This is a genomic window from Deinococcus indicus (assembly GCF_002198095.1).
Lineage (GTDB): Bacteria > Deinococcota > Deinococci > Deinococcales > Deinococcaceae > Deinococcus > Deinococcus caeni.
In genome coordinates, this window is the sequence record NZ_NHMK01000036.1 from 53,110 (window position 1) to 75,000 (window position 21,891).

The window sequence follows — 21,891 nt, forward strand, 5'->3', positions numbered from 1 at the left end:
CCAGGCGCTCACCAACGGGCGGGGAACGACGGCCGGTTGCGGAAGTGTCGTTCTGAACGGGACGTTCACCAGCGTCACGTTCAATATGGAACTCATTGCCCGGCGAATCAACGGTACGGACCCCACACCGGACACTCGTCTGACGGACGACGGTTTGACCCTGGCGTTCACCGTGAACGAGGACTTCGGGGACGCTCCGGCCAGCTATGACTCCACTGTTGCCGCAAGTCATGTGGTGGGCGATCTGAAGCTGGGCGCCACGATTGACGCCGAGAACCCTGATACCCTGAACGGTGCGACGGCCGTCGCGTCCAGCCCCAATGCTGTTACGGCTGGTGCGGACAACAACGGCACGAACGGCGACGGGGCCGACGAGGACGCCATCACGACGTTCCCTGCATTGACGACCGCCGACAACGCTTACAGCCTGACCGTGCCGATCAGCGGGGCCAGCGCTGCCGGGCGGGTGTGCGGCTGGGTGGATTACAACCGCAACGGTGTCTTCGACGTTGGAGAGCGGGCCTGCGCCCCCTTCGCGGCCGGCGCCACCAGCGTCACCCTGAACTGGACGGGACTGACCGGCCTGACCACCGGAACGAACTACGTACGTCTGCGTGCCAGTTACAACGTGACAGGCGTAGAGGACCCTACTGGTCGTCTGGACAGCGGTGAGGTCGAGGATTACCGCCTGACGATCACTGCCCCGACCTTCAACGTCAGCAAGTCCTTCGCGCCCACCACCGTTTCTGCGGGCGGCGTGACGGCCCTGAACATCACGGTCACCAACCCGTATCCGTTCGCCACGAGTGCCCTGGCTGTCACGGACAACATTGCCGCCACCATGGGCCTGAGCCTGCCGTTGCCGCTGCGGGTCACGGCAAACTCCTGCGCGGGCACTATTGTCACGGGGACTGGCAACACGGTCCTGACGACCGGTGGCGCAGCCATCGAAAGCAATGACGGGGCCATCCGCCTCACGGGTGGCAGCATTCCCGCGAACGGGTCGTGCAGCGTGACCGTGAACGTCACCGTGACGGACGCTGCGGCCACCACCCGCACGAACACCATTCCCGCGGCGAACGTGACCGGCACCGTGAACGCCCAGGCCGCCACGGGCGCTGCCCCCGCCACGGCCAGCCTGACCACGACCGCCAGTGCGGCGGGCGCCGCCTACACCTGTGACGCGCGCTTCTACCAGATCCGTCAGGACACCAGCACACTGCTGTCGAACCTGTACCTGCTGGACCGCAATAACCTGGGAACGGGCGGCACGGCGCAGTGGAGCACCGGATTCGGCCCTGGCCTGAACGCCCTGGCGTTCAACAAGGGAGACGGGTACTTCTACGCGCTGAACATCACGCCCTTCACGACCGGAACGCCCTTCCGCCTGTACCGTCTGGGTCGGAGCGGCGCGGTCGAGGTGTTCAACACGACCATTCCCACTGGCGGCAGCATCGCCTCGGCCGCCGTGGATTCCGCCGGCGTGATGTACGTTCACAAGCTGGCGCAGGAAACGCCGCTGTACCGCATTCAACTGCCGACCACGACCGGCGGCGCCATCAGCATGCTGGGCACCCTGACGCTGTCGCAGGCCCTGCCGATCTTCGATCTGGCGTTCAACCCGGTAAACAGCCTGCTGTACGGCGTGTTCACGCCGGGCGGCGTGATGGAGATCACCCCCGCGACGGGCGCTTCCGTGCTGCGCGGCACCTTCCCTGCGTTCACGACCACCAACGCCATCGGCAGCGCGTTCTTCGACGTCAGCGGCACCCTGTACGCCTACCAGAACGGCGGCACATACGGCACCATCAACCTGTCCACCGGGGCGTTCACGCCGCTGGCGACCGGGGCGGTGGCCGCGCAGTCCGACGGCGCGTCCTGCGTGTTCCCGGACAACCGCATCGACACCGTGAAGTCCGTGGGAACCGTCACTGCTGTCAGCGGGCTGGTGTTCGACGTGCCTTACACCGTGACCGTCAAGAACACCGGGCCGGTCAGCAACCCGAACGTGCAGATCACCGAGGATCTAACCCGCACCTTCACGACCGGCACCCTGAGCATCGTGGCCGGCCCGACCGTCACGAGCGGCGCGGTCACGGCGAACACCGGCTTCAACGGCACCTCGGTGACCTCGCTGCTGACCGGCACGAACACCATGGCGGCTGGAGCCAGCGCCACCGTGACCTTCACGGTGCGTGTGTCCTACCCTGACGCGGCCAGCCTGCCCGCCAGCGGCAGCGTCCTGAACAACACCGTGTACGCCAGCACGACCGGCAGCGCCAACCCCGGCTATACCTTCGTGGGCGGCGTGCCGATTCCCCCGGTGGACCTGCTGGCGACTGACATCTCGACGAACGGCAGCACCCCGCCCGCCACGGCGAACGGCGACACGCAGTCGCCCACGCCCGTCACGCTTCCCGACATCGCTGATCTGGCGATCGACAAGAGCGGCCCGGCTGCCGTGGGCAGTGGCGGCAGCGTGACGTACACCATCCGCGTGTGGAACAACGGACCCCGCTCTGTGACCGGGGCCAGCGTGACGGACAGCCTGCCGGCCGGGTTCACGGTGACGGCCCTGAGCTGCGCGCCGAGCGGCACGGCCACCTGCGGCACGTCCAGCTTCACCGCCAGCAGCGTGAGCATCACGACCGGCACCCTGAGTCTGGACACGAACACGGCCAACGCCGTGCCGGACGGCAATTTCCTGACGTACACCCTGACCGGCACCGCGACGGCCAACGGCACCCTGAGCAACACCGCAACGGTCAGCTCGACGACCGCGTCGGAAACTGTCTCTGCCAACAACACCAGCGCCGCCGTGGTCACGCGCGTGGTCGACGCCGTGAACGACCCGGGTGCTGTGACGTTCGGACAGGGCGCTACCTTCAACATTCTGGGCAACGACACCGTGGGCGGCGCGGCGGCCACCACCACCAACGTGACGCTGCCAGTCATCGTGGACAACGGCGGTCTGAATGGGCTGAGCGTGAATCCTGGCGGGCAACTGGTGCTGGCGCCTTCCCTGACGAACCTGCCGGGCACCTACACTGTCACGTACCGCATCTGCGATGCGACCGTCACGACCGCCTGCGATAACGCCACCATTGCCATCACGATCACGCCCGCCGCCGCTGACCTGGGCATCGTGAAATCGCAGCGTCTGGGGACCAGCGGTACCTTCCAGAGCACCCCGCTGAGCGTGGTGCAGGGCAGCGTGGTGCAGTACCAGATCGTCGTGACGAACAACGGCCCGAGTGCCGTGACGAACGCCACCTTCACGGACGCGGTGCCTGCCAACCTGACGGGCCTGAGTGTCGTGAGTGCGACGGGGACCGGGACGACCTGCACGGCTTCCTTTACCGGCAGCACCCTGAACGGTTCGTTCAGCGGTTCGACGGGTCAGACCTGCACGGTGATCATCCAGGGGACGGCGACCACGACCGGCACGTTCACGAACACGGCGACCGTGGCGGCCCCGTCGGGCATCACGGACGGAACGGCAGGGAACAACACCTCCAGCGTGAGTACGACCGTCACTCCCGCCGCTGATCTGGTGATCGACAAGAGCGGTCCGCTCGCGGTCGGCAGTGGCGGCGCCGTCAGCTACACCATCCGCGTGTGGAACAACGGCCCCAGCAGCGTGACGGGCGCCAGCGTGACGGACGCGCTGCCCGCCGGGTTCACGGTGACGGGCCTGAGCTGCGCGGCGACCGGCACGGCCACCTGCGGCACGCAGAGCTTCACGGCCAGCAGCGTGAGCATCGTCACGGGCGCGCTGAGCCTAGACACCACCCCTGCGAACGCCACGCCGGACGGCAATTTCCTGACGTATACCCTGACCGGCACCGCGACGGCCAGCGGCACCCTGAGCAACACCGCCAGCGTGACCACGCCCGCCGGGACGACCGATCTCACGCCCGGCAACAACACCAGCGCCACCGTGGTCACGCGCGTGATCGACGCCGTGAACGACCCGGCCGTCAGCTTCGGCTTCGGCGCGGGCGGCACCGTGACCGTGCTGGGCAACGACACTGTGGGCGGCGCGGCGGCCACCACCGCCAACGCGACCGTCACCATTCAGGACAACGGTGGCATCACGGGCCTGACCGTGAACGCCAGTGGACAGCTGGTCGTGCCGGCTGGCACTCCTGCCGGCACGTACACCGTCACGTACCAGCTGTGCGACGCGACCGTCACGACCGCCTGCGACACGGCGACCGTGCAGGTCACCGTGAACGCCGCCGTCACCAGCGACCTCGCGGTCAGCAAGACCGGCCCGGCCTTCGCGCAGCCCGGCGGGACGGTCACGTACACCATCCGCGCCTGGAATAACGGCACCAGCGCCAGCAGCGCCACCGTGACGGACACCGTACCTGCCGACCTGACCGGCGTCACCTGGACCTGCGCCGGAACGGGCGGCGCGACCTGCGCGGCCCCCAGCGGCACCGGCAACAACGTGAGTGTCGGGGCGACCCTGCCGGTCGATACCGGCGCGGCAACCACGGCCGACACGGCCTTCGTGACCGTCACCGTGACCGCCACCGCCCCGTCTGCCGCCACGCTGGCGGGCACTCCGGCCGCCCGGACGATCACGAATACGGCGTCCGTCAGCGGCCCGAACGGCGACCCCACGCCCGCGAACAACTCGGCGAGCGCCGTGACGAACATGGTGTACGGCAAGCTGACCAAGCAGGTGCGGAACATCACGACGAACACGGCCTTCGGCACGTCCGGCGGCGGCCTGCCGCTGGAAGTCCTGGAGTACTGCATCGACTTCGAGAACCTGGGCGGCGCGGCCCTGCCGAACTTCGTGCTGGTGGATCACGTGCCCGGCAACACGAACGCCCTGATCACCGCCTATGACGCGGACGAGCCCAGCGCGGCGACCGGCTTCGGCGTGAAGCTCACGCGCGGCGCGGCCACCTCGTACCTCAGCAGCAGCGCCGCCGATGCCGACGGTGGCAGCCTCACCACCACGGGCGGCATGTTCTCGCGGGGCACCATGACGGTCACGCTGGGCACCCTGGCGGTCGGTGAATCGGGCCGCGCCTGCTTCCAGACCACCATCCGCTGACCGCTCCGTAACCCGTTTCACAGTCGGTTCGACTGGACAGGCCCTCCCGCGCGGGGGGCCTGTTTCTGCTGCCGGGCTCTACAATCGCGGGCATGTCGGTTCAGGCGCGTGGCGTGGTTCTACTGGTTCTGGTGACGTGCCTGTGGGGAAGTACCTTCGCGGTCGTCAAGACGCTCGGGGAGACGCTTCCCCCGGCGGTGCTGATCGCGTGGCGGTTCCTGATCGCGGCGGTGGCGTTGCTGCCGCTGCTGCTGTGGCGGCCGGGCCGGGCGACCCCCACGCCGCGCGCTCCCTGGGGGCCGGGACTGTGGCGGGACGGCGCGGTGCTGGGCGCGTGGCTGATCGCCGGGTACGGCACGCAGACCATCGCCCTGCAGACGACCAGCGCCAACCGCGCGGCGTTCTTCACGGCCCTCAGCGTGGTGCTGGTGCCGGTGTGGCTGGTGTTCGCGCAGCGCCGCCGCATGCCGCCGCTGCTGTGGACGGCGTTGCCGCTGGCCGTGGCGGGGCTGGCCCTGCTGTCCTGGGAGGGCGGCGCGCTGGTGGTCGGGGACGCCTGGGCGCTGGCCTGCGCGGTCACGTACGCGGGGTTCATCGTGACGCTGGAACGCATGGCGCACCGGCACGCGGCGCTGCCGTTCACGTTCGTGCAGGTGCTGACGGTCACGGTCCTGGCGTGGGCGTGGGCGGCGGTGTCGGCGCCGGGGCAGCTGTGGCCGGCGGCCGGCGCGTGGTGGCCGCTGCTGTACCTGGGGGTGGCCGCCACGGCCGCCACGACCCTGATGCAGACGGTCGGGCAGCGGACGGTCAGCGCCGCGAACGCCAGCCTGATCTACGCGTTGGAGCCGGTCACGGCCACGCTGTTCAGTTTCCTGCTGATCGGCGAGCGGGTCGGTCTGCGCGGCGCGCTGGGCGGCCTGCTGGTCGTCGTGGCGACCGTCCTCAGTCAGCGCGCGGACGAACCGCACCCCGAGACACCGGCCGCGCAGGCAAGCTGATCGTCTGGCGCGCAGCGCCCGGAGCGCGCGGCGGGGTTCAGCGGGTCTGGTCGGGAATCAGCAGGGTCTTCAGGGCGGGGCCGCCACTCCAGACGCCGCGCAGGCTTCCCTGTAGCGCCGAGTTCCGCACGGCGTCGTACAGCGCGGGCGGCAGGCTGGCCGACGGGTAGGTGGCGCGGGCGCCTCGGGCGTCCACCTTCACGTCCATCGGGAAGCCCAGCGACACCGCCGAGATCAGCAGGCCGCCCAGCAGGAACCCGCCCAGCGCGCCGGCCCCCAGGTGCCAGGGCTGTTCCAGCGGCGCGGGAATCAGGCGGCTGATGGCGACGGCCGTGCCCAGGCCCAGCAGCGCCGCCAGGATCAGCGAGGCGGGCGCGCCGGCCCCCAGGGAGTTCGCCAGGAAGCACACGGCGACGCCCGCTGCGCCCCAGGCGAGTCCGGCCAGTCCGCGCCGGGCGCCCAGCGCGGTCAGGACGGCCCAGAGGGTGACGAGCAGGGCATCGAACCAGGTGATCACGCCGGTCAGTCTAGCGGGTCGGGGCTTACAGTTTTGCTGCACTCCGGACCTGGGGGCGTTCGCCCTGTCATGCGGGTGCCCTTGGCCTACACTGCGGGCATGATTCGCGTGTTGCTCGTGGACGATCACGCGCTGTTCCGTCAGGGACTGCGCAGCCTGCTGGAATCCGAGGGGATGCGCGTCATCGGGGAGGCCGCCAACGGCCGCGAGGCGATCCGCTACGCGGCCGACACCCACCCGGACGTGATCCTGATGGACATTCAGATGCCGGAACTCGACGGGGTGAAGGCCACGCAGAGCATCCTGGAGATCGACCCGGCGGCGCGGGTGATCATGATCACCATGTACCGCCAGGACCGCTACGTGTTCGAGGCGGTCAAGGCCGGCGCGCGCGGGTACGTCCTGAAGGACGCCGACGCGACCACCCTGCTCGACGTGATCCGGCGGGTCGCGGCAGGCGAGGCGCTGCTCGATGCCGACATGGCCCAGAACGTCCTCGACGACTTCCGTGACAAGCGTGAGGAACTGCCCAGCGAGAAGCACGCCGACCTGAACGAACGCGAGACCATGATCCTGAAACTGCTGGCGCAGGGCTTCTCGAACCAGGACATCGCGCTGCGCCTGGACATCAGCGAGAAGACGGTCCGCAACCGCCTCAGCGAGATCTTCACGAAACTGCAACTGAACAACCGCACGCAGGCGGCGCTGTACGCCATCCGCGAGGGAATCGCGAACCTCGAATGAGCCGCCGTCCGAAGGTGGCCGCGCCCGTGACCTTCCGCGCCGGCTGCGCCAGGGAATGGGTGATCGAGAGTACCGAGCCGGACCTCGCGTACACCGATCAGGCGTTCCCGGAATGTCCGGAGTGCCCGCACCGCGTCGAACCGGACGGCGGGCCGCCCTTCTGCACGCTGCGCCCGGTGGGGACCGCGCACCCGTTCGCGGGGCTGGCCGGGCTGATCCTCCCGGACTGACATGACGCGGGGCAGGGGAGAGGACCACGATGCCGGGGCGCTGAACGCTTTCCAGGCGGCGCTGCGCGGGACCGGGTTCGCCGGCACGGTCGGACTGTGGGTGGGCACGCCGGACGGCGAGGCCCTGGCCTCCCTGAACGGGGACCGGGTGTTCCCGGCGGCCAGCACCATCAAGGTGCCACTGCTGGTCATGGCCCTGCAGGATGCTCAGCGCGGCGACCTGCGTCTGGAGGACCGGGTGGTCTTGCAGGCGGCCGACCGCGTGCCGGGGGCCGGGGTGCTGCACGAACTGGGGGCCGGGCTGGCGCTGTCCTGGCAGGACGTCCTGACCCTGATGATCATCGTCAGTGACAACACCGCCACCAACCTGACCATCGGGCGGCTGGGCGTGGAAGCCGTCAACCGCTGGCTGGGCGCACACGGCCTGAGCGGCACTCGGCTGGTCGGGAAACTGCAACTGCCGCCCTACCAGCGCAACGAGGCGCAGCGGCGCGGGGAACGCAACGCCACCACCGCAGCCGATCAGGCGCGGTTGCTGCGGCTCCTGCTGGCCGGCGACCTGCTGGACCCGCCGCACACGGCCCTGGCCGTGAGCATCCTGGAACGCCAGCAGTACCGCGACCTGATCGGCCGGGGCGTTCCGGCCGACCTGGACGGCGAGCCGCTGTATCGCGTGGCCAGCAAGAGCGGCGAACTGACCGGCGTGCACCATGACGTGGGCGTGATCTTCACGCCGCGCCCGCTGGTGGTCGCCCTGCTCAGCGAGGGGGGCCGGGACCCGCGCGAACACCCGGAAAACCGGGACGTGACGGCGCTGGCGGCGGCGTTGTGGCCGCTGCTGGCCGACCTGGGGAAGGTGCCGGCCGCCGACCGGGCCGGGGGACATTTAACCGCTCGGTAAGGAGCACCATAAAGGCTGCCGAAGTCTCGCGGTCAGCACCTCAAAGCGCGGCTGGGAGCGTGTTCGGTGCGTGCTATGCTGACCCGCATTAGGCCACCTCGAAGCAGGATTTCCATTCGTCGCACGGCGGGAAATAACAGGCCAGTTCACGCTTAGGGAGAGGGAACGTGGAAAGAAACGACGCTGTCATGCCCTGGGTCGCCATCGTAAGTGCGGCCATCATGTGGATCATTCTGCTGTTCCTGTTCAACAAGGAAACGGCACCTGAACCCGTGGTGGTAGACCCGGCGGTCGTGGCGAACATCAGCAAGGAATACCCCACCGTGGGTAAAACGGTCTACGAAGGCGCCTGCGCCGGCTGTCACGGCGCCCAAGCACAGGGTGGGGTCGGTCCCGCACTGGCCGGCAACGAGAAGATCGTTCAGGACCCCGTGTACGTGCACACGGTCATCGTGAAGGGCAAGGGCTCCATGCCCGCCCAGACCCAGCTGGCCGAGAACGAAGTGTACGCCGTCGCGAACTACGTCCTGAACTCCTTCGGAAACAAGATCGAGGAACCCCTGACCCCCGCGACCGTCGCGGCAGGCCAGAGCAAGATCGACCCCGAAGTGCTCAAGAACCGCAGCCGCTTCGTGCCGGACCACATCAAACTGCCCGAGATCTTCCTGGGCACCTTCGTGATGGTCCTGCTCACCTACGGCCTGATCGGCCTGTACAGCGTGTGGGCCGAAGGTCAGGAACTGCACCCCGGCATTCACAAGGTGCGTTCCACGCCTGTGGCGACGCTCGCCATGATCACCAGCATCGCCATGACCGTGCTGTTCAGCGTGCTGTTCGTGCGGCAGATGATCACAGACTTCGCCGGATGGGCCGCCGCCGAACCGGTCATGCCCAACGTGACCGCCGAAGGCTTCTACGCCGCCATGATCCTGCTGTCCCTGGCCGCCAGCGTGGCGCTGTACAAGAAGTACTTCATGGACGGCGAGGTTCTCGTCGAGGACGCCAGCGGCGAATTCCCCTGGTAACGGAGAGACTGATATGACGCGTTACAAGAAGCAGGACCCTGAAATCACCCGCCGTAAGTTCATCAACGCGGCCCTTGGTGCCGGCGCGGCCGTCGGAACGGTCAGCCTGGTCACCACGCTGGGCGCCGCCAAACCCGCCTTCCGCCTCACGCCCGACAAGGCCCCCCCGCAGCCCGGCGACATCCTGGTGCACGCCGACGCCAGCAAGGAAGGCCAGCCGATCAAGATGTCGGAACTGAGCGAGCAGGGCGTGTCCGCATGGCCGATGGGCAAGGACAAGGACGGCAACAACGTTATCCGCAAGGCCGAACCGAACAACCAGCTGGCCGTCTTCCGGTTCGAGAAAGACCGCTTCAAGGCGCCTGAAGAAGGAGGGCACGCCCACGTGGTTCTCGAACTGGACGGCATCACCGATCAGGGCGTGGTCGTGTACTCGAGCATCTGCACTCACGCCGGCTGCCCGGTCCCTAACGACCCCAACGACGCCACCAAGCTGTTCTGCGGTTGCCACTCGGGTCAGTACGACCTGCTCCAGGGATGCAAGGTGATCGGTGGGCCGCCCCCCCGTTCCATGCCCCAGGTTCCGGTCGAAATGAAGGGTGATCAGCTCGTCCTGAAGGACACGTTCGTCACGGCGCCTTTCGGCTTCCTGAACGAAGCTGACTGGGAAACCTATCTCGAGCAGGTCAAGGAGATCCTCGGATGAACCAGTGGCTGGATGACCGTCTGCACATCTCGCGCCTGAACGACAAGTTCCTGCGCAAGGCCTTCCCCGTGCATCACTCGTTCTTCCTGGGTGAGATCACGCTGTTCAGCCTGATCGTCCTGATCCTGACCGGCATTCTGCTGGCGCTGTCGTACGAGCCCAGCAACTCGCTGGTCGTGAACTCCTTCGACCCCGGCACCAAGGCCAACCCGAACCTCGTGCCGGCCGCGTACCACTCGGCCCTCAAGATCAACGCCATGCCCTTCGGGGACATGCTGCGCCGCATCCACCACTGGATGGCGAACATCATGGTGGCGGCCGCCGTCATTCACATGATGCGCATCTACTTCACGGGCGCCTTCAAGAAACCCCGCGAGATCAACTGGTGGATCGGGATGCTACTGCTGATCTTCGCGTCCCTGACCGCCGTGACCGGCTACATCCTCCCCTACGACAACTACGCCTACAACACCGTGAAGGTCATCTACGCGATCACCAAGTCGGTGCCCTGGATCGGCGACTGGGCCGCGCAGGCCGCCTTCGCGGGCCGCTTCCCCGGTGACGGCATCATCCCGCGCATCTACGGCTACCACATCATGCTGCTGCCCGGCATCCTGCTGGCCCTGACCGGCGCGCACATGCTGATCATGATCAAGCAGAAGCACACCCAGCCGCAGTACGCCAAGCGCCTTGCGTACAAAAAGATCGTGGGCGTGCCGCTCATGACCCAGCAGACCCCCATCATGCTGCTGCTGGTGCTGCTGTTCACCGGTCTGGTCGTGCTGTTCAGCGCCTTCATTCCCGTGCACTCGGTCGAGTACTACGGCCCGCCCAGCACCCAGGCGATCAGCTCCATCAAGCCCGACTGGTACCTGCTGTGGGTCTTCGGCGCCCTGGCCATCATTCCCGGCTTCGAGTGGGAAGTCCTGGGTGGCGTGATCAGCGCCGAGTTCGTGGGCGCGATGATCTTCCCCGGCATCATCATGGCCGCCATGTTCGCGGTTCCCATGCTGGACCGCAGCAAGGAGAACATGTACTACGCCGAGAACCCCACCAACCACCCGGTGCGGCTGGCGGCAGGCGTGGCGTTCCTGGTCATGATGATCGTGCTGTCGGTCGCGGGCTACAAGATCGAACTGATTCAGGGTGGCCTGCTGACCACCGCGAACGCCAACGCGATCCTGTGGATCCTGACCATCGGTCTGCCCATCGTGAGTTACTTCGCCGTGCTGGGCATCGTGCGCATGATCCGCGCCCTGCGTGAAGCCGACGAACGCGACGCGCTGGCCCACGCCCACGCGGACGACTGAACCGATTCCGCAGCACTGACCGCCGCCCTGATACCAGTCAGGGCGGCGGATTTTTGCGGCCGGCGGCGTGGGCGTGCTTGACTGTCACGCATGGATGAACTGGCCCGTCACCTGAGCCTGCGTGCCCGCCAGCTGGGTCTGGCTGACCTGCTTCCCGCAGACGCCCCGGCCGACCTGCTGGCCGAACTGGCCCGCGAGACCCTGCAGGAACTGATCGCGCGCGGCCTGCTGCCCGACCCGGACCCGGCGGTCGGCTGCTGGAGCGCGCCCCGTTCAGAGCTTCACTGATACGGACTCCAATTGAGTGGGCTGTGAAGTCCGTTCAATCGGAGTCCGTATGAGGAACGCCGCCTCCTGAGCGGGGCGGCGTGCTTCGTGGGTGATCCGGATGCCCGGCTGGTATCAGGCCTGAACGCGGGGGGTGCTGGGGATGTTCGCGGCGGGTGTGTCGCCCTGGCGGGTGCCGGCGGCGTAGCCGACCTGCGCGCCGAACTGCCAGGCGAGTTTGACCATGAACTGGATGGCGTCCTCGTCCTTGGCGTTGATCAGGGTCCGCAGGTGCTCCGGCAGGCCGTCAGGGAGAGGCATGGCCCGGAGCTGCTCGCCGTACTCGCTGCGAAGCTGCTCGAACCACTCGGCATACGGGTTCGTCATGCCCTTCATCTTAACACCGGTACGCTCAAGGAATGTAAGCCACATGGCGACGTTCAGGCCGGCGGGCCGGGAGCGGAGCACGAGGGAACTTTGCTTTCCAGGCACCTTTTTATTGCCTGAATGGTGTTACGCTTCACGCATGACCGCGACCACCACCCAGGACACCAGCGGCGGCGTGCCCGCCCGTGAAATCAGCATCAGCGAATTCGGCGCGCAGAAGGCTCAGACCATCCTGGCCAACAGTGGCAAGGAGAACGCGGGCGTGCGCGTGTTCATCAAGAGCGGCGGGTGCAGTGGCTACCAGTACGGCATGGCGATCGACGACCGTGAACTGGAAGGCGACCTGATCGTGGTGGACCGCGGTGTGAAACTGCTCGTGGACCGCATGAGCCTGCCGCTGCTGCGTGGCAGCGAGGTGGATTTCGTCGAGAACATGATGGGCGGCGGCTTCACCGTCCATAACCCCAACGCCACCTCCGCCTGCGGCTGCGGCTCCTCGTTCCGTACCGATGGCAGCCAGTCCCCGGACGGGGAAGGCTCGGGCGGCTGCTCCAGCCACTGATCCCCACCCTGCCCCTGCACGCCCCGGTCCCCGTTGACCGGGGCGTCTGCTGTGTGCGGTCCACCCCAACCCACCCGAAAGATGAAGGCGCGGCGCCTGCGGGGCGGCTCAACTGGTCACGACCACCCTTGACGGCAGGTTAATGGGCCTTATACTGACGCTCATCATTCAAGGAAAGGGGCAGTACCATCAGCCCAGTGTTCAGGGAGGCCATCATGAAAAAGACCTTTGCCCTTACTGCATTCCTCCTCGGTGCCGCGCTCGCAGGACCTGCTAACAACAGCCTCGTCGTCGGTACGTCGCAGGAACCACCGAACATCTACGACCCCTGGAACACCAACAACCTCGCCATCACCAGCGAGGTCAACGGGTACATGGGCGCCGCCCTGATCGGCCTGGACGACGACGGCGAACCCTACGCCGACATCGCCACGCGAGTGCCCAGCATCGCCAACGGCGACTACAAGATCGTCAAGGACGCCAAGGGCGACGTGATCCGCAACTCGGTCACGTACACCATCCGCAAGGACGCCAAGTGGAGCGACGGCACGCCCATCAAGATCGCCGACTTCCAGTTCTGGCTGCGCCTGATGAACGACGACCGCGTCCCGGTGCCCGACCGTTCCCCCTGGAACCGCGCCAAGATCACCACTGCTGACAGCGACACCTTCACCATCACCTACGAGCCGCCTTACCTGTTCGCCGACCAGACCAGCCCCGGCCTCGCTCCCAGCCACGTCATGGGCGCCGCCTGGAACGCCTTCGACGCCAAGACCAAGAACGAGAAGGACGCCAAGGTCACCAACGAGGAGTGGAAGAAGTTCATCTCCGCGTACACCACCGCCCGCAACCTGCCCAAGGTCGTGGCCGGACCCTTCAAGCCCACCGCGTGGCGCAGCGGCAACAGCCTGACCATGACCCGCAACGCCAACTACTGGGGTCACCCCAAGGATCAGGACAAGTACGTGCAGACCATCACGTACCGCTTCATCCCGAACACCAACACCCTGAAGGTCAACATCCTGTCCGGGCAGCTCGACGCCGTCAGCGCCGTCGGCCTGACCTTCGACCAGGGCGTGGACCTCGCCAAGACCGAGCGCGGCAAGTACAAGACCTACTTCGTGCCCGGCGCCGTCTGGGAGCACATCGACGTGAACACCCGCGGCCAGCGCTCCAAGGACCTGGACCTCGACGATCCCCGCATGCGTCAGGCGCTGCTGTACTCCATCGACCGTGACGCACTGACCAAGGCGCTGTTCCAGGGCCGTCAGGCCGTGTCGAACAGCTGGGTCAACCCCATCAGCAAGCTGTACAAGAAAGACGTCAACGACTACAACCTGAACGTCGCCCGCGCCAAGCAGCTGTTCACGGCGCTCGGCTGGACGCCCGGCAGCGACGGCATCCTGCAGAAGGGCGGCAAGAAGCTCAGCCTGAACTTCTCCACCACCGCCGGCAACACCATCCGCGAGCGCGTGCAGCAGATCCTGCAGGCCCAGTGGAAGGCCGTGGGCGTGCAGGTCAACATCCAGAACTACCCCGCCAGCGTCATCTTCGGGCCGGACTTCCTGAGCAAGGGCGAGACCGGCAAGTGGGACCTCGCCATGTACGCCTGGACCGGCAACCCCATCTTCGAGGAAGGCAACCTCTTCAAGGGTGAAGGCATCCCCACCGCCGCCAACGGTTACGCCGGCCAGAACAACCCCGGCTGGAACAACGCCGAGTTCAACAGGCTCCAGAAGCAGGCGCAGGTCGAGTTCAACCAGGCCGACCGCATCAAGCTGTTCGACCGCATGCAGGCCATCTGGAACAGCGAAGTGCCCGCCCTGCCCCTGTACTACCGCGTGAACGTGTACACCAAGGTCCCCGGACTGGCGAACTACACCTTCAGCGCCTACACCCTGTACCCCAGCTGGAACGCCGCCAAGATCGGCTGGATCAGCAAGGGCGTGGCCGAGGAGTACAAGCAGAAGTAACGCCTGCGGGCGGGTCCATCACGCATGGACTGCCCTGCACCGGGCGCGGGAGGGAAGGCATACACGCTTTCCCTCCCGCGCCGTCTTTTCAGGAGTTCGAACATGGGAACCTACGCACTACGACGCGCACTTCAGATGATTCCGCTGCTGCTGGTGATCAGCCTCGTCATCTTCGGGCTGACTGCCCTGCAACCCGGCGACCCGGTGGACCAGCTGGTATTCGGCAACAGCAACATCACCCCCGAGGACATCGCCCGCCTGCGCGCCGCATACGGCCTGGACCAGCCGTGGATCACCCGTTACTTCTTCTGGCTGCAGCAGGCCGTGACCGGTAACTTCGGGTACTCGCAGGACTTCGGGATTCCCGCGCTGGAGTACGTCTTCCAGAACCGCCTGCCGAACACGCTGCTGCTGACCGTGCCTGCCCTGGTGATCAGCACCCTGATCGCCGTGCCGCTGGGCATCTTCAGCGCCGTGCGGCAGTACTCGGTGATGGATTACGTCCTGACCTTCTTCGCGTTCGTGGCGGTCAGCGCCCCGGTGTTCTGGGTGGGTGCGCTGGCCCTGTACTTCTTCGCGATTTCCCTGCCGCAACTGACGGGCGGCCTGCTGTCCCTGCCGCCCGGCGGTCTGGGTGGCGACGTGCCCCCGGAAGCCGGGTGGCTGGCCGTGACGCTGGACAAACTGAAGTACCTGCTGCTGCCGCTGATGGTCCTGATGCTCCGCGAGATCGCCGTGACCATGCGCTTCATGCGCGCCAACATGCTCGAGACACTCACGCAGGACTACGTGCGTACCGCCCGCGCCAAGGGACTGGCGGACCGCCGGGTGCTGTACAAGCACGCGCTGCGCAACGCCGTGACGCCCATCGTGACCATCATGGGCCTGAGCATCCCCGGTCTGTTCGGCGGCGCCGTCATCACCGAGACCGTGTTCTCCTGGCCCGGCATGGGCAAGGCCATCCTGGACGCGCTGGTCACCAAGGACTTCAACGTGGTGATGGTCTGCCTGATGATGCTGGCCCTGCTGACCGTCGTGTTCCAGCTGCTGACCGACCTCGCCTACGCCCTCGTCGATCCCCGGATCCGGTACTCCTAAAGGACGGCTGCCATGACCACCGCTGTAACCACCCCGGCCGCCCAGCCCGCCAAGAGCCGCTCGACCCTGCAGATCGCCATGCGCCGCCTGCGCCGCCACAAGGCCGCCATGGCCAGCCTGACGGTGATCGCCGCGCTGATCCTGATGGCGATCTTCGCGCCACTGATCGCGCCGTACGACCCGAACGCCCAGGACCTGGAAGGCATCTACTCGCCGCCCAGTTCCCAGCACCTGCTGGGCCAGGACAGCCTGGGCCGCGACATGCTGTCGCGCATCATCTACGGCAGCCGCGTCAGCCTGATCGTGGGCTTCACGGTCGCGATCTTCAGCGTCGGGCTGGGCACCATCATGGGCCTGCTGTCCGGCTTCCTGGGCGGACTGGTCGACACGGCCATCAGCCGCTTCATCGAACTGATGCTGTCCATCCCGGAACTGCCGCTGCTGCTGACCCTCAGCGCCCTGCTGCTCGCCAGTGACGCCCCGGCCATCGTGGCGCTGCGCCAGACCCCGAACGCCAGCGTGTTCATCATCATCGGGATCTTCACCTTCTTCGGCTGGATGGGCACCGCCCGCCTCGTGCGCGGCGAGGTCCTGAAACTCAAGAACCTGGAGTACGTGGACGCCGCCCGCGCCCTGGGCGCCCGCAACGCCCGCATCATGTTCCGTCACCTCGTGCCGAACGTGGTGGCTGTGATCATCGTGAACGGCACCCTGGCGGTCGGCGGCGCGATCCTGGGCGAGGCGGCCCTGTCGTTCCTGGGCTTCGGCATCCAGCCGCCGGTCAGCACCTGGGGCAACATGCTGTCCAACGCGAACGAGGTCGTGCTGGAACACCCCTACCTGGCGTTCTGGCCCGGTCTGGCGATTCTGATCACCGTGCTGTCCTTCAACTTCCTGGGTGACGGCCTGCGTGACGCCTTCGATCCCAAGAGCCGCCTGTAAGACGGATTCCGGTGGAATGGTCCGCCCAGACCGTTCCCTCCGGACGGGGCCAGCGAGAAAAGCAATTCCCGTAGGTACCGTCTGCACTCCCAGCCGTTCCACGTTCCCATCCACGTCACCCCGGCAGGTCGTAGCCTGTGGGGGTGACGTGTTTTCCTGCCTGCCGGAGCTGCCCTTGAAGTACGACCTGCGTTTTCCCGTGGTGATTGCGGCCCTGCTGGTCGTGGGCCTGATGACCGTCAGTACCGCCGCCCTGTCGCCGCGCGCGTCGAGCGGGGTCTTCAACAAGCAGCTGATGGGCGTCGCGCTGGCCGCCGTGCCCATCGCGCTGCTGTGGTGGGCGGGCCGTGACCGCATCTACCGCGCCGCGCCGTACCTGTACGGACTGGCGCTGCTGATGCAGCTCAGCACCTTCGTGATCGGCAAGGAGGTGAACGGGCAGCGCAACTGGATCGTGGTCGGGCCGTTGCAGTTCCAGCCGCTGGAGATCCTGAAGTTCGCGTTGATCCTGATGCTGGCCGTCACGCTCCGCGAGGGGTTCAAGGGTGCCAGAACGTACGTGCGGGTGCTGGCGGTGTTCCTGCCGGCGCTGGGACTGGTGGTCATTCAGGATTTCGGCGGGGCGATGGTGCTGTGCGTGATGTTCGCCGTGATGATGCTCGCCGCCCGCATCCCGGTGTGGCACGCGCTGCTGGCCGTCCTGGCCGTCGGGGTGGCGGTGCCGACCGTGCTGTATCCGAACCTGGAACCGTACCAGCAGAAGCGGCTGACCATCTTCCTCGACCCGTACCAGGATCCGCGCGGCGCCGGGTATCAGGTCATCCAGAGCACCATCGCGGTCGGCAGCGGCGGGTTGCAGGGCAAGGGGTACAAGCAGGGCAGTCAGTCCCACAACGGCTTCCTGCCCGAGGCGCACACGGATTTTGCGGTGTCCACCTGGCTGGAAGAACAGGGGTTCGTGGGGGGCGTGGTCGTGCTGGTCCTGTACGGCGCGCTGTTCTGGGGACTGGCGGGCATGGCGGCCGAATCGCCCCGCCTGCAGGATCAGGTGCTGTTCGCGGGCATCCTGGGGCAGATCGGCTTCCAGGTCATCGAGAACATCGGCGCGGCCCTGAGTGTGCTGCCACTGACCGGAATCACGCTGCCGCTGATCAGCTACGGCCTGAGCAGTCTGGTCAGTACGCTCGGCACGCTGGGACTGGCGTACGTGGTGTACCGCGACCGTTACCTGGGGCAGATATGACGCGGGCTGCGACCCGAGCGGCTGTAACCCGAGGGGCTGTGCAGGCCCGCGCGCGTGGGCGGGTGTCCGCGTGAGTGGCGTCTCGTTCCGGGTGTTCGTGGCGGTCAGTCTCGACGGGTTCATCGCGCGGCCCGGCGGGGAACTCGACTGGCTGCCCGGCGCGGCCCCGGAGGGCGTGCCCGCACCCGCCGACGAGGACCACGGCTTCGAGGCGTTCATGGAGGGCGTGCAGGTGATCGTGATGGGCCGCGCGACCTTCGAGACGGTCCGGGACTTCGACCCCTGGCCGTATGCGGGGCGCGAGGTCACGGTGCTCAGCCGGACGTGGCGCGCCCCGGACCTCCCGGCGGGCCGCCCGGACCTGAGCGTCCATTCCGGCCCGGTCGAGGAACTGGCGGCAGGGCTGCGGGCGCGGCTGTCGGGCGGCGCGCAACCGGCCGGGGTGTACGTGGATGGCGGGCAGACCGTGCAGGCGTTCCTGCGGGCCGGGCTGATCGACGAACTGATCGTGACGCGCGTGCCGGTGCTGCTGGGGCAGGGTCGCCCACTGTTCGGGCCGCTGGACGCCGACCTGCACTGGAAGCACCGGCGCACGCAGGCGTTCCCGAGCGGTCTGGTCCAGAGCACCTACGACCGCCGCGTGCCCTGACCGGGGGGCTGCCCCCACCGGGGGAACCGCCGGGGCAGGCTGCGTGAAGATGCCGTCGCAGCGCGGGCCGGGCATGAATGTTACGGTAAGGTCCGTTCTTATCCTGTCGTCACCCTCAAGTGAAATAACTTACACTTGCGCCGGAAGTCCTGTCCGTCCGAACGCGGCCCGCCGTGGCTGCGCGCGGGGCGGTCAGGGCCTGCCGGTCGCCGGCCCAGCCGCGTCACACACCCAGGAGGCGTCATGAACATCACGGATTTGATTCAATCGTTCTTCGGAGGCGACGGAGCCGCGCGGCTCGGTCAGGCCGCAGGTCTGGACCTCGCCAGCGCCCAGCGGGCCCTGGGGGTCGGACTGCCCCTGCAACTCGACGCCCTGGCCGACCACGCCGCCACCCCCGGCGGCCCCGCCCAGATCGCGGAAGCCATCGAGAACCTTCCCCGTTTCGGGAGTGTTCAGGAGGCGCTGGGCGCTGCGGACGGCGCGCAGAACCTGCGGCAGGCCGGCGAGCTGCTCGGGCCGGTGCTGCTGGGGAACCGCTCCGGCGCGGTCGCGCAGACGGTCGCCGAGCAGACCGGCGTTCCGACCGGCCCGGCGCAGCACCTGATGGGCATGGCGCTTCCGCTGCTGCTGAGCCTGCTGGGCCAGCGGGGCGTGAACGCCGGGAACGTCACCTCCATGCTGGGCGGCCTGAAAGGCACGCTGGGCGGTCTGGGCGGCCTGCTGGGAGCCGGCGCCGCAGCAGGACTGGGTGCCGCTGGACTGGGTGCTGCTGGGCTGGGGAGTAGCGTCGGTCTGGGCAAGGGAGAGGCGGCCGACCACACCGACCACACCCGCGACCACGTCCACGTCCCGGACATTCAGGCTCCGGCGGTGGGCGTGCCGTCCATGGCGACGCCGTCCCCCACCCCGGCGGTGGCGGCGGCCGGAGCGGCCGGCGCCCTGAGCGCCGAGGGAATGCTGGAATTCCTCCGGGGGCAGTTCAGTGGCGAGGCAGCCGAGCGTATCGGCGCGGCCGCCGGGTTCAGCGGTAACGCGGGCCGCCGCGCCACGCAGGCCGCGCTGCCGCTCGTCCTGAACGCCCTGGTGCAGAAGGGCCGCACCGAGGCCGGCGCGACCGACCTCCTGAATCTCGCGCGGCCGTTCGAGTCGCTGACCGACAGCAGCGGTCACCTGAACACCGCCACCCTGAACGACGCCGCCGAAACGGCCCGCATCGAGGGTCAGGGACGCGGCCTGCTGGGCGGTCTGTTCGGGAACGTCGAGGGCCTGTCGGGCCGACTGGGCACGGCGCTGGGGGGCAGTGGCGCCAGCGCCGGCCGGCTGCTGGCCCTGATGACCCCGCTGGTGCTGGCCCTCCTCGGAAGCCGCGCCCGCGCCGGGAACCTGGGTGCGGCGGGCCTCAGCGGCCTGCTGGGCGGCATGGGCGGCGGTCTGGCCGGTCTGCTCCCCACGGGCCTCAGCAGCCTGGGCGCGCTCCTGGGTGCGGGCGGCGCGGCGGGGGTCGCGGCGGCCAGTGCAGCCGGAGCGGCGGCGCGGGCCAGCGTGCCTGCGGCTCCGGTGACGACCGCGCCGGTCACGACGGCGCCGGTCACCCCCGTTCCCCCGGCCCCGCCGGAACGCGAGCGGCGCGGCGGGTTCCCCTGGTGGATCATTCCGCTGCTGGCGCTGCTGCTGCTGGGCGGCTGCTGGCTGGTGAACCGTCAGCCGGCCGCGACGACCGGGACGGCCACCACGACGACCGATCCGGCGGCCAGCATCCTCGTCAGCAACCCGTCCTCGGACGCGAACCTGCCGCCCGAGCCGTTCACCATGAGCGGTACCGGCCCCGCCGGCGTGGCCCTGACCATCCAGGACGAGGGTCAGGAGGTGGCGACCGCCACCGTCGGCGAGGACGGCAACTGGAGCGCCGACCTGCCCGCCCCGACCGTGGGCGAGCACACCTACACCGTCGAGGGTGGCTCGGCCCGCAGTGAATTCAAGGTGAACGTCACGGACGCCGGAGCGGACGCCAGCACCGACGGGACGACCGACGCCGCCACCGGCGACGCGGCTACTGACGATGGGGCCACCGGGGAAGCCGTGACTGGAGAGGGGACCAGCGGCTTCACGATCGCGGCCCCGGCCGCCGACGCGCAACTCCCGGCCGGTGGCTTCACCATGAACGGCACCGGCACGCCCGGCGAGGAACTCGAACTGTTCGAGGACGGCACCAGCCTCGGCAAGATCACGGTCGGCGAGGACGGCACCTGGACCTTCGACGTGCCCAGCCCCGCCGCCGGGCAGCGCGGCTACGCGGTCCGGGGACCGGACGGCACGGAACTCGGCACGGTCAGCGCGACGGTCGCCGAGGCCGACGCGAACGCCAGCGCCGCGAACTGCACCAAGGACTACACCCTCAGCATCACGGACGGGCAGACCGTCAGCGAACCCTTCCGCTTCGGCGGCGTGGGCCAGGGTGAGGGGTACAGCGTGACCGTCAAGCGCGGCGACCGGACCATCGGCACCAAGGACATCCCCCTGGACGCCACCTGCGGCTGGAGCTACCAGAGCAAACCCGGCGCCGGCACCATCTCCTACGAGGTCCGCCCGCTCGGTGACGCGGCGGCCGAGCCTCTGAGCCGCGTGACCCTGACCGTCGGCAACTGAACTCGCCCCTCTGACGGCCGCCTGCTTCCCACTCCGGGGGCGGGCGGCCGTTCCCGGTGGGGGCGGTGGTCAGCGGCTGACACTCCAGATGCCCGCGAAGTCCGCGAGCTGCGTGCTGCGACTGCCGGTGGCGTACGCGCTGATGCTGCCGTCCAGGTACAGGGCGTCCGGGCAGCCCAGCGTGTCCCGGAAGAACACGGCGAACGAGTAGAAGTTCACGGGCCCGGCACTGACCGCGAACCGGACCCGGCCGTCCCGGCAGACGCCGACACCGCTGCGCAGTTTGAAGGACGTCCCGGAGCGGTTGAACGCGGGATGCACCTGTCCGTTCTGCAGCAGCAGCGGCCCGGACTGCGTGGCGAAGGTCGGCTGCACGTTCAGCGCCGCGTACCGGCGCGTCTCGGTCACCCCGGCCCGCGCGCCCTTCACCCAGAACACGCCGTTGGGCAGCAACGCGAAGTTCCCGCCCCGGCTGGCCATGTTCAGCGGCACCAGGGTCCGCCCGTTCTCGACGTGCAGTCCCAGCGGTCTGAGGCCCGGCGCGTAGATGCCGCTGTTGGTGGCGAAGGTCATGCGGCGGCCTTCCTTGCGCAGCCGCGCCTGCAACTGGGTGAAC

General features: G+C 68.1%; 19 protein-coding genes (1 of these 19 only partly in view). 16 read left to right on the top strand and 3 right to left on the bottom strand.

Going from position 1 to position 21,891, the window contains the following annotated elements; translation table 11 throughout:
* The first annotated feature begins 154 nt into the window (after positions 1-154).
* The gene (locus tag CBQ26_RS20225) at positions 155-5,074 is read left to right on the top strand and encodes a beta strand repeat-containing protein (RefSeq protein ID WP_172418188.1); all 4,920 of its coding nucleotides are present in this window, start codon (positions 155-157) and stop codon (positions 5,072-5,074) included.
* 92 nt (positions 5,075-5,166) lie between these two features.
* Complete coding sequence (locus CBQ26_RS20230; RefSeq protein WP_088250407.1) at positions 5,167-6,072, top strand: DMT family transporter; 906 nt, start codon at positions 5,167-5,169, stop codon at positions 6,070-6,072.
* A gap of 37 nt (positions 6,073-6,109) precedes the next feature.
* Here CBQ26_RS20230 and CBQ26_RS20235 read toward each other — a convergent pair whose 3' ends face one another.
* Positions 6,110-6,589: a hypothetical protein gene (locus CBQ26_RS20235; RefSeq protein ID WP_229844362.1), complete on the bottom strand. Its 480-nt coding sequence runs from the start codon at positions 6,587-6,589 to the stop codon at positions 6,110-6,112.
* Positions 6,590-6,688: 99 nt separating this feature from the next.
* Between CBQ26_RS20235 and CBQ26_RS20240 the strand changes: the two genes are divergently transcribed.
* From CBQ26_RS20240 to CBQ26_RS20270, 7 genes are all read left to right on the top strand, one after another.
* Complete coding sequence (locus CBQ26_RS20240; RefSeq protein ID WP_055362301.1) at positions 6,689-7,333, top strand: response regulator transcription factor; 645 nt, start codon at positions 6,689-6,691, stop codon at positions 7,331-7,333.
* Positions 7,330-7,563, top strand: coding sequence for a hypothetical protein (locus CBQ26_RS20245; RefSeq protein WP_088250408.1), 234 nt, complete (start codon positions 7,330-7,332; stop codon positions 7,561-7,563). Before CBQ26_RS20240 ends, CBQ26_RS20245 begins: the two co-directional genes overlap by 4 nt.
* A 1-nt stretch (position 7,564) precedes the next feature.
* Positions 7,565-8,464: a serine hydrolase gene (locus tag CBQ26_RS20250; RefSeq protein ID WP_088250409.1), complete on the top strand. Its 900-nt coding sequence runs from the start codon at positions 7,565-7,567 to the stop codon at positions 8,462-8,464.
* 167 nt (positions 8,465-8,631) lie between these two features.
* Positions 8,632-9,489, top strand: a complete 858-nt coding sequence (locus CBQ26_RS20255) for a c-type cytochrome (protein WP_172418189.1) — start codon at positions 8,632-8,634, stop codon at positions 9,487-9,489.
* Between the two features lie 13 nt (positions 9,490-9,502).
* The gene (locus CBQ26_RS20260) at positions 9,503-10,195 is read left to right on the top strand and encodes a QcrA and Rieske domain-containing protein (protein WP_088250411.1); all 693 of its coding nucleotides are present in this window, start codon (positions 9,503-9,505) and stop codon (positions 10,193-10,195) included.
* The gene (locus tag CBQ26_RS20265; RefSeq protein ID WP_088250412.1) at positions 10,192-11,505 is read left to right on the top strand and encodes a cytochrome b; all 1,314 of its coding nucleotides are present in this window, start codon (positions 10,192-10,194) and stop codon (positions 11,503-11,505) included. The genes CBQ26_RS20260 and CBQ26_RS20265 overlap by 4 nt, the downstream gene beginning before the upstream one ends.
* Before the next feature lie 90 nt (positions 11,506-11,595).
* Positions 11,596-11,793 (top strand): hypothetical protein, encoded by a 198-nt coding sequence (locus CBQ26_RS20270; RefSeq protein WP_088250413.1) that lies wholly within the window; start codon positions 11,596-11,598, stop codon positions 11,791-11,793.
* 114 nt (positions 11,794-11,907) lie between these two features.
* Here the strand turns inward: CBQ26_RS20270 and CBQ26_RS20275 are convergent, their stop codons facing one another.
* Positions 11,908-12,159, bottom strand: coding sequence for a DdrH (locus CBQ26_RS20275; RefSeq protein ID WP_078304876.1), 252 nt, complete (start codon positions 12,157-12,159; stop codon positions 11,908-11,910).
* A gap of 139 nt (positions 12,160-12,298) precedes the next feature.
* Between CBQ26_RS20275 and CBQ26_RS20280 the strand changes: the two genes are divergently transcribed.
* The 7 genes from CBQ26_RS20280 to CBQ26_RS20310 all read left to right on the top strand — a co-directional run bounded on the left by CBQ26_RS20280 (position 12,299) and on the right by CBQ26_RS20310 (position 21,275).
* A complete protein-coding gene (locus tag CBQ26_RS20280) occupies positions 12,299-12,721 on the top strand; it encodes a HesB/IscA family protein (RefSeq protein WP_088250414.1) in 423 nt (140 codons plus the stop codon).
* A 215-nt stretch (positions 12,722-12,936) separates the two neighbouring features.
* Entirely contained in the window at positions 12,937-14,694 is a 1,758-nt protein-coding gene (locus CBQ26_RS20285; RefSeq protein WP_088250429.1) for a peptide ABC transporter substrate-binding protein, read from the top strand.
* Between the two features lie 102 nt (positions 14,695-14,796).
* Positions 14,797-15,792, top strand: a complete 996-nt coding sequence (locus tag CBQ26_RS20290) for an ABC transporter permease (RefSeq protein WP_088250415.1) — start codon at positions 14,797-14,799, stop codon at positions 15,790-15,792.
* A 12-nt stretch (positions 15,793-15,804) separates the two neighbouring features.
* Positions 15,805-16,734 (top strand): ABC transporter permease, encoded by a 930-nt coding sequence (locus CBQ26_RS20295; protein ID WP_088250416.1) that lies wholly within the window; start codon positions 15,805-15,807, stop codon positions 16,732-16,734.
* Positions 16,735-16,909: 175 nt separating this feature from the next.
* Positions 16,910-17,977, top strand: coding sequence for an FtsW/RodA/SpoVE family cell cycle protein (locus tag CBQ26_RS20300; protein WP_088250430.1), 1,068 nt, complete (start codon positions 16,910-16,912; stop codon positions 17,975-17,977).
* Between the two features lie 70 nt (positions 17,978-18,047).
* Positions 18,048-18,626, top strand: a complete 579-nt coding sequence (locus CBQ26_RS20305; RefSeq protein ID WP_088250417.1) for a dihydrofolate reductase family protein — start codon at positions 18,048-18,050, stop codon at positions 18,624-18,626.
* Positions 18,627-18,869: 243 nt separating this feature from the next.
* Positions 18,870-21,275: a DUF937 domain-containing protein gene (locus CBQ26_RS20310; protein WP_088250418.1), complete on the top strand. Its 2,406-nt coding sequence runs from the start codon at positions 18,870-18,872 to the stop codon at positions 21,273-21,275.
* Positions 21,276-21,344: 69 nt separating this feature from the next.
* Here CBQ26_RS20310 and CBQ26_RS20315 read toward each other — a convergent pair whose 3' ends face one another.
* On the bottom strand, positions 21,345-21,891 hold the 3' portion of the coding sequence (locus CBQ26_RS20315) for a phosphodiester glycosidase family protein (RefSeq protein ID WP_373297213.1). Its footprint extends 152 nt past the window's final position; 547 of the gene's 699 nt are visible here — the last part of the coding sequence; its start codon lies off the right edge, out of view — the gene reads right to left on this strand; the stop codon is at positions 21,345-21,347.

What these genes read in the sequence shown, in the direction of transcription:
- CBQ26_RS20275 (WP_078304876.1), bottom strand. Translation starts at nt 12,159, where the DNA reads ATGACGAACCCGTATGCCGAGTGGTTCGAGCAGCTTCGCAGCGAGTAC.
- CBQ26_RS20310 (WP_088250418.1), top strand. Translation starts at nt 18,870, where the DNA reads ATGAACATCACGGATTTGATTCAATCGTTCTTCGGAGGCGACGGAGCC.
- CBQ26_RS20265 (WP_088250412.1), top strand. Translation starts at nt 10,192, where the DNA reads ATGAACCAGTGGCTGGATGACCGTCTGCACATCTCGCGCCTGAACGAC.
- CBQ26_RS20250 (WP_088250409.1), top strand. Translation starts at nt 7,565, where the DNA reads ATGACGCGGGGCAGGGGAGAGGACCACGATGCCGGGGCGCTGAACGCT.
- CBQ26_RS20260 (WP_088250411.1), top strand. Translation starts at nt 9,503, where the DNA reads ATGACGCGTTACAAGAAGCAGGACCCTGAAATCACCCGCCGTAAGTTC.
- CBQ26_RS20285 (WP_088250429.1), top strand. Translation starts at nt 12,937, where the DNA reads ATGAAAAAGACCTTTGCCCTTACTGCATTCCTCCTCGGTGCCGCGCTC.
- CBQ26_RS20245 (WP_088250408.1), top strand. Translation starts at nt 7,330, where the DNA reads ATGAGCCGCCGTCCGAAGGTGGCCGCGCCCGTGACCTTCCGCGCCGGC.
- CBQ26_RS20280 (WP_088250414.1), top strand. Translation starts at nt 12,299, where the DNA reads ATGACCGCGACCACCACCCAGGACACCAGCGGCGGCGTGCCCGCCCGT.
- CBQ26_RS20270 (WP_088250413.1), top strand. Translation starts at nt 11,596, where the DNA reads ATGGATGAACTGGCCCGTCACCTGAGCCTGCGTGCCCGCCAGCTGGGT.
- CBQ26_RS20290 (WP_088250415.1), top strand. Translation starts at nt 14,797, where the DNA reads ATGGGAACCTACGCACTACGACGCGCACTTCAGATGATTCCGCTGCTG.
- CBQ26_RS20240 (WP_055362301.1), top strand. Translation starts at nt 6,689, where the DNA reads ATGATTCGCGTGTTGCTCGTGGACGATCACGCGCTGTTCCGTCAGGGA.
- CBQ26_RS20295 (WP_088250416.1), top strand. Translation starts at nt 15,805, where the DNA reads ATGACCACCGCTGTAACCACCCCGGCCGCCCAGCCCGCCAAGAGCCGC.
- CBQ26_RS20230 (WP_088250407.1), top strand. Translation starts at nt 5,167, where the DNA reads ATGTCGGTTCAGGCGCGTGGCGTGGTTCTACTGGTTCTGGTGACGTGC.